The organism is Streptomyces sp. NPDC055103, from assembly GCF_053607625.1.
Genome location: NZ_JBSGTX010000026.1, coordinates 48,653 through 60,013, shown reverse-complemented (window position 1 = coordinate 60,013; position 11,361 = coordinate 48,653). Strand labels below are relative to the sequence as shown.

At 73.2% G+C, this 11,361-nt stretch carries 11 protein-coding genes; 5 read left to right on the top strand and 6 right to left on the bottom strand.

What is annotated here, in order from left to right:
- Window positions 1-290: 290 nt before the first annotated feature.
- The 3 genes from ACWFR1_RS18395 to ACWFR1_RS18385 all read right to left on the bottom strand — a co-directional run bounded on the left by ACWFR1_RS18395 (window position 291) and on the right by ACWFR1_RS18385 (window position 2,354).
- Complete coding sequence (locus ACWFR1_RS18395; protein WP_453552317.1) at window positions 291-695, bottom strand: DUF3040 domain-containing protein; 405 nt, start codon at window positions 693-695, stop codon at window positions 291-293.
- A 272-nt stretch (window positions 696-967) separates the two neighbouring features.
- A complete protein-coding gene (locus ACWFR1_RS18390; protein WP_453552315.1) occupies window positions 968-1,756 on the bottom strand; it encodes a methyltransferase in 789 nt (262 codons plus the stop codon).
- A gap of 67 nt (window positions 1,757-1,823) precedes the next feature.
- On the bottom strand, window positions 1,824-2,354 hold the full coding sequence (locus tag ACWFR1_RS18385; protein WP_453552313.1) for an SAV_6107 family HEPN domain-containing protein: 531 nt from the start codon (window positions 2,352-2,354) through the stop codon (window positions 1,824-1,826).
- A gap of 162 nt (window positions 2,355-2,516) precedes the next feature.
- Here ACWFR1_RS18385 and ACWFR1_RS18380 point away from each other — a divergent pair, with 162 nt between their 5' ends.
- From ACWFR1_RS18380 to ACWFR1_RS18360, 5 genes are all read left to right on the top strand, one after another.
- Complete coding sequence (locus ACWFR1_RS18380) at window positions 2,517-3,398, top strand: ATP-binding cassette domain-containing protein (protein WP_453552311.1); 882 nt, start codon at window positions 2,517-2,519, stop codon at window positions 3,396-3,398.
- Window positions 3,370-5,457 (top strand): YhgE/Pip family protein, encoded by a 2,088-nt coding sequence (locus tag ACWFR1_RS18375; protein ID WP_453552309.1) that lies wholly within the window; start codon window positions 3,370-3,372, stop codon window positions 5,455-5,457. Before ACWFR1_RS18380 ends, ACWFR1_RS18375 begins: the two co-directional genes overlap by 29 nt.
- Window positions 5,458-5,500: 43 nt before the next feature.
- Window positions 5,501-6,109 carry a TetR/AcrR family transcriptional regulator gene (locus tag ACWFR1_RS18370; RefSeq protein WP_453552308.1) on the top strand — a complete coding sequence of 203 codons (609 nt, stop codon included), beginning with the start codon at window positions 5,501-5,503 and terminating at the stop codon, window positions 6,107-6,109.
- A 339-nt stretch (window positions 6,110-6,448) separates the two neighbouring features.
- Window positions 6,449-7,093, top strand: a complete 645-nt coding sequence (locus ACWFR1_RS18365; protein WP_453552306.1) for a DUF4126 domain-containing protein — start codon at window positions 6,449-6,451, stop codon at window positions 7,091-7,093.
- Between the two features lie 44 nt (window positions 7,094-7,137).
- Window positions 7,138-8,598 (top strand): phytoene desaturase family protein, encoded by a 1,461-nt coding sequence (locus ACWFR1_RS18360; RefSeq protein WP_453552304.1) that lies wholly within the window; start codon window positions 7,138-7,140, stop codon window positions 8,596-8,598.
- Window positions 8,599-8,660: 62 nt separating this feature from the next.
- Here ACWFR1_RS18360 and ACWFR1_RS18355 read toward each other — a convergent pair whose 3' ends face one another.
- The 3 genes from ACWFR1_RS18355 to thiE all read right to left on the bottom strand — a co-directional run bounded on the left by ACWFR1_RS18355 (window position 8,661) and on the right by thiE (window position 11,268).
- The gene (locus ACWFR1_RS18355) at window positions 8,661-9,521 is read right to left on the bottom strand and encodes a hypothetical protein (protein WP_453552302.1); all 861 of its coding nucleotides are present in this window, start codon (window positions 9,519-9,521) and stop codon (window positions 8,661-8,663) included.
- A 54-nt stretch (window positions 9,522-9,575) separates the two neighbouring features.
- The gene (metF, locus tag ACWFR1_RS18350) at window positions 9,576-10,493 is read right to left on the bottom strand and encodes a methylenetetrahydrofolate reductase [NAD(P)H] (protein WP_453552300.1); all 918 of its coding nucleotides are present in this window, start codon (window positions 10,491-10,493) and stop codon (window positions 9,576-9,578) included.
- A 115-nt stretch (window positions 10,494-10,608) separates the two neighbouring features.
- Window positions 10,609-11,268 (bottom strand): thiamine phosphate synthase, encoded by a 660-nt coding sequence (thiE, locus tag ACWFR1_RS18345; RefSeq protein ID WP_453552298.1) that lies wholly within the window; start codon window positions 11,266-11,268, stop codon window positions 10,609-10,611.
- Window positions 11,269-11,361: the final 93 nt, after the last annotated feature.

Below are 11,361 nucleotides of genomic sequence, written 5' to 3'. Positions count from 1 at the left end.
GGTGTGGGCGGCGACTCCGCCATGGGGACCCCGGCTACCCCCGCGCCCCCCCCGCCCCCCCCCCCGCGGGGGGGGGTGCGGGTCGGGGGGGGGGGGGGGGGCCGCTCCCCGCGCCCCCGCCCCTCACCGGCTCTCCCGCCGGGTGTCAGACAGGACGAGCTGTCCGACACGACGCTGTCCGATACGACGAGCTGTCCCACACGACGAGCCCCGCAGGGCATCGCGCGATGAGGCGCGGGCCCTGCGGGGCTCGGTCGTGTAAGGGTGCGGGGCTACCGCTCAGGGGGCCGTCAGTGGCCGCCGCCCTGCTGTTCGTCGCGGCGGCGCTGCCACCGCTCTTCGATCCGATTCATGGTGGAGCGTCGCTGCCGGGTCTGGCGGCCGCCGGCCGCCGTCCCACTGTCGGCCTGCTGCTCGCCCGGCTTGGGCGCCTTGCGCCATCCGGTGACCGCCAGGACCGCGCAGCCCAGCATGACGAGGAATCCCACCACGCTGATCCAGATCTGCTGTGCGACCATTCCGGCCATGAGGAGCGCGATACCCACCAGGAAGCCGGCGACTGCCTGGTAAACCCGTCGGCGGGTGTACGTACGCAGTCCGCTTCCCTCGAGCGCTGTCGCGAACTTGGGATCTTCGGCGTACAGCGCTCGCTCCATCTGCTCGAGCATTCGCTGCTCGTGCTCCGAGAGCGGCACGGAGTCCTCCTAGTCGTCGGTCGCGGGGGCGACCGGTTTGCGGCCCTTTCAGGATAGGCAGGGAATCGCCCCCGTGAAACCCGCCCACAATGCCGAAAAGCCAATCCGGGCCGCCATGCGGATCGGTTGCTGAGGCGTTGATTCCCCAGCGCCATCTCCGTCATGCCGGATGCTGTCCCCCGATCATACGGGGCGGAACCCCACATCGGGCGGGCTGTGGCGTACTCGATCGACGCCCTCGGCCCGCACCGCCGAACGGGTGCCGGTGGCTGTCAGGCGCGCTTCTCGCCCAGAACGTGCAACTGGGTGGCGATGGCGTGGAAGGACGGCAGCTCCGCGGCCGCGGCCTCCAGCTTGAGCAGGGCCTCCGCGGCGCCCGGTTCGGTGTCCACGAGGACGCCCGGCACGAGGTCGGCGAAGACCCGGACACCGTGGACGGCGCCGATCTCGAGTCCGGCCTCCGTCGTCAGCTCGGCGAGCTGCTCGGCGGTGAAGCGCCGGGGCACGGGGTCGCCCGCGCCCCAGCGCCCGTCCGGGTCGCTGAGCGCGTGCCGCGCCTCGGTGAAGTGCCCGGCGAGCGCGCGGGCCAGCACGGCGCCGCCGAGCCCGGCGGCGAGCAGGCTGAGGCTGCCGCCGGCACGGAGCGCGGCGACCGCGTTCCGCACGCCCTCGGCGGGGTCGTCGACGTACTCCAGGACGCCGTGGCAGAGCACGACGTCGTATCCCTCGCGCTCGACCACGTCGAAGAGGCCCCGGACGTCTCCCTGGACACCGGTGACGCGGTCGGCGACGCCGGCCTCGGCGGCCCGGCGCTCCAGCGCGAAGAGCGCGTTGGGGCTGGGGTCGACGACGGTGACGCGGTGGCCGAGGCGGGCCACCGGTACGGCGAAGTTCCCGGAGCCGCCGCCCGTGTCGAGGACATCGAGGCTGTCCTTCCCGGTGGCCTTGACCCGGCGGTCGAGGGCGTCCTTGAGGACGTCCCAGACGACGGCGGTACGCAGGGAGGCGCGCGACGGTCGCGACGACGCCTCTCGACCGAAGACAGGGGAAGGGTCCGGCACGGCTGTTGACTCCTCGGTGACGGGTACGGACGCTCCCCACCCTATGGCCTCGGGCCTGCGTTTCGGATCATCCTCCGGTCTCTCCGGCGCCCGGCTGGCGGGGCAGCACCGGCTGGAGGACGAGCAGCCGCTCGACCAGGCGCAGGAAGAGGGCTGCGTCCCTGAGCAGGTCGTCGGCCTCGCGCCGGGTCGCCGCGCTCGTGATGCCGGCCTCGGCGCGGGCCCTGCGCTGGGCGCCGGAGGCGAAGAGGGCACTCCACTCGGTCAGCTCGGGCGCGAGCTGGGGAAGGAGCTCCCAGGCGCTCCTTATCCGCTGCCGGTGGCGGGGTGCGGTCTCGGGCCTGGCCCGGGCGGCGAGCACGGCGGCCGCAGCCCGCAGCGCGGCGAGGTGGGCGGTGGCGTACCGCTCGTGGGGCCGGTCGAGGGCGGCGGCCTCGGCAAGTCCGGTGCGGGACTTGGCGAGCAGGTCGAGGGCGGCGGGCGGGGCGGTGGCGCGGCGCGGGACGGGGTGGATGTCGGACGCGGGTCCGGACTGTGCGGGGGCGGCGTGACTTCCGGGTCGGGGGCGGGGCGCGGCTGCTGCGGAAGGGCTGGCCATGACGTGCCTCCTGTCGTCGCGTGACGGCTCCGTGGCCGTATGTGCCCATCGTGCAGCGCCCCACTGACAATGCGGCTGACCTGGGCTTTTGTCTGATCGACCGCCTCGGGGTAGTTTTTGCACTGACCAGTCAGTTCAAAAACGGGAAGTGGGGGTGGGCCCGTGGGAGCGGAGGCGGACGAGCAGCCGCACGGCGCCGCCGTCGTCGCGGACGGCTTCGGGCTGAAGGGACCGCGCGGCTGGGCCTTCCGGGAGGTCTCCTTCCGGGCCGGGCCCGGCGCGCTGGTGGCGATCGAGGGCCCGTCCGGTTCCGGCCGTACGTGCCTGCTGCTGGCCCTCACCGGCCGCATGAAGGCCACGGAGGGCCACGCCGAGGTCGGCGGGGTGCGGCTGCCCCGCAAGCTGGGCGCGGTGCGCCGGATCAGCGCGCTCGGCCAGGTGCCCGGAGTGAGCGAGCTGGACCCAGCCTTCACGGTCGCCGAGCACCTGCGCGAGCGGGCTCTGCTCCAGCGCAGGTTCGACGGTTCCGTACGGGCGCTCCTGCGGCGCCCCTCCGAGCGGGCGGCGGAGGCACGGGCCCGGATCGACGAGGCCGTCGCGGCCTCCGGCCTGGACCTCGCCGCCCTGCCGAAGGGCGAGCGGACGTCCGTACGCGATCTGGAGCGGCTGGAAGCGCTGAGGCTCACGATCGCCCTGGCCCTGATCGGCCGGCCCCGGCTGCTCGCCCTGGACGACACGGACCTGAAGCTCTCGGACGCCGACCGGGCCGAGGCCTGGGCGCTGCTGCGCTCGGTGGCCGCGTCCGGCACGACCGTCCTCGCCGTCTGCGCCGAGGCCCCGGCCTTCGCCCAGCGGATCGCGACGACGGAGCCCACGACCGGAACCGAGACCGAGACCGGAACCGAGACCCCGGACGCAACCGAAGCCGCGGACCCGGGCGGAGCCACGGACACGTCCACGGCCGAGGTCACAGACGCAGACGCAGACGCAGACGACACCGAGGAGGGGGCGGCCGATGCGCTCGCCGAAACTGGCCGCGCTTGAGCTGAAGCGCTTCGGCAGGGGGAAGCTGCCGCGCGCCGCGCTCGTCGCGATCCTGCTGCTCCCGCTGCTCTACGGCGCGCTGTACCTGTACTCGTTCTGGGACCCGTACAGCAGGCTCGACAAGATCCCCGTCGCCCTCGTCAACGAGGACCGGGGCGCCACCGCCGACGGCAAGAAGATCAACGCCGGTGACGACATCACCGAGGGGCTCCTGGAGAGCAACACCTTCGCCTGGCACCGGGTGAGCGACGCCGAGGCCCGCAAGGGCGTCGAGGACGGGACGTACTACCTGTCCCTGACCATGCCCGGCGACTTCAGCTCGCGGATCGCCTCCAGCTCCGGGGACTCCCCCGAGACCGGCGCCCTCCAGGTCCGGACGAACGACGCCAACAACTACATCGTCGGCCAGATCTCCCGCACGGTCTTCTCCGAGGTGCGCACGGCGGCCTCGACCAAGTCCTCGCGCACCTTCCTCGACAAGATCTTCATCTCCTTCTCCGACATCCACGAGGCCACCGCGAAGGCCGCCAAGGGCGCGGACGACCTCAAGGACGGTGTGGACAAGGCGAAGAAGGGCTCCAAGGACCTGGCCAACGGCCTCAAGGACGCCAAGGCGGGCAGCGGCGACCTGGCGGCCGGGCTGAAGAAGCTCGACAAGGGCGCCAAGGACCTGGAGAACGGCTCCCGCAAGGTCGCGAAGGGCACGCAGGAGCTCGCCGACAAGGTGAACGGCACCGCGGACAAGGTCCGCCCGTACCTGGCGAACAACGGCACGTCGATCCGGGACAGCGCCCGCCTCGCCTCGGACTCCATCGCGGCCGTCCGCAACAACCTCGACGACCTCGTCCGGCGCGCCCCGGTGGTCCGGGCCGCCGCGCACACGGCGGACGACGGCCTCGCCGCCCTCCACCGCGAGGAGTGCGAGACGAAGCCGGAGCCCGACGCACGGGTGTGCGGGGTCCTCAAGGAGGCCTCGGTCAGCGCCGACGACGTCGCCACCATCGCCGACGACGTCCACACCCTCACCAAGGACAGCACGGGCGACCTCAAGGCCCTGGACGCGCGGCTCGTCACGCTCAAGAAGCAGGCCGACGAGCTGGCCGTCCGCGCCCCGCACCTCGACGAGGACGTCGAGGGCGCCATCAAGAAGATCAACGACCTCAACGCGGGTGCCAAGAAGGTCGCCGAGGGCGCGGACCGGCTGCACACCGGCATCAGCGGTGCCAAGACCGGCTCGGCCGACCTCGACACCGGCGTCGGCAAGCTCAAGAAGGGCGCCGGCGAGCTCGACGGCGGTCTGTTCAAGCTGGCCGACGGCTCCAGCGCGCTGGCTGTCGGGCTGCACGACGGGGTCAGGCAGATCCCCGACTACGACGAGAAGGCCCGCGACCGGCGTACGGAGGTCATGGCCGACCCGGTGCGGCTGGCCTCGCAGTCGCTGCACAAGGCGCCCAACTACGGCACCGGCTTCGCCCCGTACTTCATCCCGCTCTCCCTGTGGGTCGGCGCCATGGTCGCGTACATGATCATCCAGCCGCTGAACCGGCGCGCCCTCGCCGCGGGCGGCTCCGCCTGGCGGATCGCGCTGGCGGGCTGGCTCCCGGTGGCGGCGATCGGCGTCCTCCAGGTCGCGGCGCTCATGTCGGTCCTGCACTGGGGCCTCGGCCTCCAGATGACCAGGGCCGCCGGCACGGTCGGCTTCCTCGCCCTGGTCACCTGCTGCTTCGCCGCGATCATCCAGTGGCTCAACGCCCGCTTCGGCGCGGCCGGCCGGATCCTCGTGCTCGCGGTGCTGATGCTCCAGCTGACCTCGGCGGGCGGCACGTACCCCGTCCAGACCAGCCCGGGCTTCTTCAACGCGATCCACCCCTTCCTGCCGATGACGTACGTCGTCGAGGCGCTGCGCCGGCTGATCACGGGCGGCGGGATCGGACCGGTCTGGCAGGCCTGCGCGGTGCTGACCGCGTTCACCCTGGGCGCCCTGGCCCTGACCGCCGTCTCCGCGCGGAAGCGGCAGGTCTGGACGCTCGACCGGCTCCACCCCGAGCTGACCCTGTGAGACAGGGCCGGTGACACCCGCGACACCTGTGAGAATCGACCCCATGGACAGCAGCAGCACCCGACGCCAGGCCACGCGCGCGAAGCTCTACGAGGCGGCCGTCACCCTCATCGCGGAGCAGGGCTTCTCCGCGACGACGGTCGACGAGATCGCCGAGCGGGCCGGCGTGGCCAAGGGCACGGTCTACTACAACTTCAAGAGCAAGACCGAGCTCTTCGAGGAGCTGCTGCGGCACGGGGTCTCCCTGCTCACGGCCTCGCTGCGGACGGCGGCCGAGGAGACCGACGAGCGCGGCGGGAGCCGGGTCGACGCGCTGGACGCGATGATCCGGGCGGGGCTCGTCTTCATCGACCGCTATCCGGCCTTCACCCAGCTGTACGTGGCCGAGCTCTGGCGCACCAACCGGGCCTGGAACTCGACGCTCCTGGTGGTCCGCCAGCAGGCCGTCGCGGTGGTCGAGGGGGTCCTGCGGGAGGGTGTCGCGGCCGGTGAGCTGAGCGAGGACATCGACGTCCAGCTGACGGCGGCGGCGCTGGTCGGGATGGTGCTCGTGGCGGCGCTCGACTGGCAGGCCTTCCAGAGCGAGCGTTCGCTCGACGACGTGCACGCGGCGCTCTCGCGCCTGCTGCACGGCCGGGTCGGCGGCCGGTAGACCGGGCACGACACTCCCGGGAGGCCGGTAGACCGGGCACGACACTCCCGGGCCCCCTCCCCACCACGCGGACAGGCCGGTGCGGCGAGGCTCGATCCCCCCGAGCCTCGCCGCACCGGCTTCTTTCTCGCGTGCACCCCCGTGCACCCCCGAGGCACATCCCCCGTACCCCGGAGTCGGCAGGCGCGCGGCCCCGTTCCGCAGCCCCGTGCCGGCGGTACCGGAGCCGCGCCCCTTCCGTGGTCACCACTCTTCCCTGCGGGCGGGCCGGAGCCCATCCGCGTACCTACTCATCTCGGCCTCTAGGTACGGGTACTCAGTCCGGTTACGATCGCGGGCGTGTCGGTACTCCCCCTGGTGTTCACCAGCGGCTGGGCGAGCGGGATCAACGCGTACGCGGTGATCCTGCTGTTCGGCGTCTTCGGCGCGACCGGGCTGACCGACGAGGTGCCCGAGTCCTTGCAGCGCACCGATGTCCTCGTCGTCGCGGGCGTGCTGTTCCTGTGCGAGGCGGTGGCGGACAAGATCCCGTACGTCGACTCGGCCTGGGACTCCGTCCACACGGTGATCCGGCCGATCTCGGGTGCCGTGGTCGCCGCCCTGCTCGCCGGCCAGAACGGTTCGCTGCCGGAACTCGCGGCGGGCGCGGTCGGCGGCACGACGGCCCTGCTGAGCCACTTCGTCAAGGCCGGGACGAGGATGGCGGTCAACACCTCTCCGGAGCCGTTCACGAACGTCGCGCTCAGCCTGGCCGAGGACCTCGGGGTGGCCGCGATCGTCACCTTCGCGATCTTCAACCCGGTGGCGGCGGCGATCATCGCGGCCGTCCTGCTCGCCATCGGCCTGGCCATCCTGTTCTTCCTCGCCCAGCGGATCCGCCGGTTCCTGCGCCGCAGGGCCCAGCGCCGTGAGGAGAATCAGCTCGTGACCGTCGGGAGACGGGCGCGGACACGGCCGCCACCGGACGAGGCCGACCACTTCTGACCGGCCTTCCGGCGGTGTCCGACCCGCCGGATAGGGTCGGTGACATGGCACGGATTGTGGTGATCGGCGCGGGACTCGGCGCCATGGCGACGGCGGCCCGACTGGCGGTGGCGGGCCACCGGGTGACGGTGTACGAGCGGACGTCGACGTACGGCGGGGCGGTCGGCCGCTTCGCGCGCGAGGGGTTCGCCTTCGACACCGGCCCGGGGCTGCTGCACCTGCCGGCCGTCTACCGGGACCTGTTCGTGAAGACGGGCAAGAAGCCCCTGGAGGAGTGCGTCGCGCTGACCCAGGTCGATCCGGCGAGCCGTCATGTCTTCGCCGACGGCACGCGCGTGGACCTGCCGAACGCCTCCCGCGCCGGCACGGTCGCCGCCCTGGACGCCGCGCTCGGCGCGGGCGCGGGCGACCGCTGGGGCGACTTCCTGGTGCGGGCCCGCGAGGCGTGGGACCGGACCCGGCGCCCGCTCCTGGAGGAGCCGCAGCCGGCCGACCCGGCGCCGCTGGCCCGGGAGCCGTACCCGGCGCTCAAGGCGGGCCTGCTGCGCCGCCCGACGACGTCGCTCGCCCAGGTCGGGGCGCGGGAGCTGGGCGACCCCCGGCTCGCCGCCCTCCTCGACGCGTACGCGTGGTCGTACGGCTTCGACCCGACGACCGCTCCGGCCGCCGCCGTCGTCCTGCCGTACATGGAGCAGACCTTCGGGAGTTGGTACGTGGCCGGGGGCATCCGGGCGCTGGCCGACGCGGTCTTCGAGCGGTGCCGGCAGCGGCGGGTGGAGTTCGTCTTCGACACGCCGGTCGAGGAGGTCCTGGAGAAGGACGGCCGGGCGGTCGGTGTCCGCCTGGCCGGGGGCGAGACGGTCGAGGTGGACCACGTGGTCTCCGGGGCCCCGATTCCCACGCTGTACGACGAGCACGTCGTCGCGTGGGAGCGCGCCGAGGACGACCGGCCGCACTTCCAGCTCAACGGGACGAGCCGGGTGACGGTCTGTCTGGCCCTGCGCGGGCCCCGGGAGGCGGCGGCGGTGCACCGCACGGTCGTGCACGCGGCCGGCGAGCGGCCGACCGTGACGGTGCTGCGGCCGGACGACCCGGCGCTGCGGCCCGACGCGGAGCACGAGGCGGTGACGGTCACGGCGACCGTCCGCCTGGCTCCCGGGCCGGACGGTCAGGACTGGGGCGCCCCCGACGGGGAGGCCTTCGCCGACCGGATGGTCGAGGCGGCCGCCGAAGCGGTGCCGGGGCTGCGGGAGCGACTGCTGTGGCGGCACGTCCGCACCCCGGAGGACGTCCGGCGGGACACCGGGTCCGCGGCGGTTCCGGGCCCCGCGCTCGCCGGCGCGCGCGGTCAGCTGCTCCCGGCGGCCAACCGCTCCCCGCTGCCGGGGCTCTGGTTCGCGGGCGGCTGGTCGCACCCCGGCGGCGGGCTCGCCCACGCGGGCATGTCGGGCGCGCTGGTGGCGGGCCTGATCGTGGAGGGTGCGGACTTCCGCGGCTCCCGGTAGCAGGCCCGCGCGGCGACGCGCCTACGGGCGCGCCCCGGGGACATGCCTGGGTACGCGCCCGCTCAGTAGCGGTACTGCTGCTGCTCGTCCGGGTGCGGCTCGTAGCCGTACGGGCTCTGCGGCTGCGGCGCCTGCTGCGAGGGCTGTTCGGTGTCGCGCTGTTGCGGGACCCAGACGCCGCCGGGCGGGGTGTCGTAGGTGTAGGAGGGGGCGTAGGGGTCGCCGTAGTACGAGGTGTACTGCTGGCCGTCCGTGCCCGGGCCGATGTACGGGTCGGAGTAGGCGGCGTACTGCTGCTGGGGGGCGGGCGCGCCGTAGTCGTAGGCCGGCTGCTGCTGCTGCTCGTACGCGGGGGGGTACGCGTCGTAGGCGGGCTGCTGCGGCTGCTCGTACCCCGTGCCGTACCCCACGCCCTGACCGGCGTCCTGGTGCCCCGTGTCCTGGTGCCCGGCGCCGTGGGGGCCGCTGTAGACGCCGTACTGGCCGGTGTCGTCGGGCAGCGGCTGGGGCTCGTAGACCGCGGTGGTCTCGCCGGCGGTGTGGGCGGGGTCGTCGTGGCCGTGGCCGTCCGCCGTGTCGTAGGCGTCGACGGCGTCGTACGAGACCTCGGTGACTTCGAGGGTGGGCCCTGCCTGGCCGCCCGCTTTGCGGCGGCGGCTCGCGCCCGGGTTCCCGCCGATCGCCCAGCCGGTGGAGAAGCCGCGGCGGAAGGAGAGCGTCACATAGGTCTGGCCGACGGCGAAGGCGACCGCTCCCGCGATGATGACGAACACCGAGGGCAGCAGCACGCCCAGGACCACGCCGAGGAAGCCGGTGAAGGCGAGCAGCCGCCAGCGGAGCCGTGCCTTGTACTGGAGGAGCACCTCCCCCAGCAACCACAACGCGACTACGCCGAATGCGATGTAGAGGACCGTCCACCCCATGCCCCGCCGCCCCTCTCCACGGTCACCGCCGCGGGTCGGGGCGGGTACGACCGGTCACGACTGCTGGTGCAGTCCGAGATTCTCGTAGATCTCGAGCGTCGCGGTGGAGCTGTTCAGCGTGATGAAGTGCAGTCCGGGGACACCCTCGGAGAGCAGACGCGCGCAGAACTCCGTCGCGAACTCGATGCCAATGGAGCGTACAGCGGCTGGATCGTCCTTGACCGCGAGGATGCGGTCTTTCACATCCGCCGGGAAGGCGGCGTTGCTCAGCTGGGGCAGCCGGTCGAGGGTCTTCACGTTCACAACGGGCATGACCTCGGGGATGATCGGGGTCTCGCAGCCCGCCTTCGCGACGCTGTCGCGCAGCCGCAGATAGTTCTCCGGGTCGAAGAACATCTGGGTGATCGCGTAGTCGGCGCCCGCGCGGCACTTGTCCACGAAGTGCCGGATGTCCGTGTCCCAGTCGGTGGAGCGGGGGTGCATCTCGGGGAAGGCCGCGACACCGACGCAGAAGTCGCCCGACTCCTTGATGAGCCGCACGAGGTCAGCGGCGTACCGGACGCCCTCCGGGTGCTCGATCCAGTCGCCCAGCGGGTCGCCGGCCGGGTCGCCGCGCAGCGCGAGCATGTTGCGGATGCCGGCGTCGGCGTACTGGCCGAGGACGTTGCGCAGTTCGGCGACCGAGTGGTCGACGGCGGTGAGGTGCGCGACGGGGGTGAGCGTGGTGTCAGAGGCGATCTTCTGGGTGGCCTTGACCGTGCCGCCCCGGGTGGTGCCGCCGGCGCCGTAGGTCACGGAGACGAAGCTGGGGCCGACCGCCTCGACCCGGCGCATCGCGTTCCAGAGGCCCTGCTCGCCCTTCGCGGTCCGCGGCGCGAAGAACTCGAAGGAGTACGACGTGCCACCGGAGGCGAGGATCTCGCGGACCGTGCGTGCGCGGTCCGAGCGGACGGAAGCGGTACCTAGGGCCATACGGGCAGGTTAGACGGGGGACGCGGGCCCGCGTAGACGGCGTCCGCGTTGTGGACAATTTTTCGGACATTCTGTCGGGACGCCGGTGCGGGCGTCCCGGGGAGCGGGGCTCCCCTCAGGCCTCCGCGCGCTCCCGGACGCGCTTGGCGAGGGCGGCGGTCGCGGCCGCCGGGTCCTCGGCCTCGGTGATCGCGCGGACGACGACGATCCGGCGCGCGCCCGCGTCCAGGACCTCGTCGAGGTTGGTCTCGTCGATGCCGCCGATGGCGAACCAGGGGCGGTCCTGCGCCAGACCGGCCGCGTACCGCACGAGGTCGAGACCCGGCGCGTACCGCCCGGGCTTGGTGGGGGTGGGCCAGCAGGGCCCGGTGCAGAAGTAGTCCACGCCCGGTTCGGCGGCGGCCGCGGCCACCTCGGACTCGGCGTGGCAGGAACGGCCGATCAGTACGTCGTCAGGGCCGCCGAGGATCGCGCGGGCGGCGGGCACGGGCAGGTCGCCCTGGCCGAGGTGGAGCACGTCGGAGCCGATCGCGTGGGCGACGTCGGCCCGGTCGTTCACCGCGAGGAGCTTGCCGTGGCGGCGGGCGGCCTCAGCGAGGACGGCGAGGTGCTCCAGCTCCTCACCCGCCTCCATGCCCTTGTCGCGCAGCTGCACGATGTCCACGCCGGAGGAGAGCACGGCGTCGAGGAAGGCAGGCAGGTCGCCCTGGCGCTTCCGGGCGTCGGTGCACAGGTAGAGCCGGGCGTCGGCGAGCCGCTCACGAGGCGTGGGCATGGGTGGGTTCCCCCGTCGGTGTCGCCGGTGCCGCGGGGTGGCGGGCCGGGGGGGGGGGGGGCCCCGCCCACCCCCCCGCGGGGGTGTTGGTGT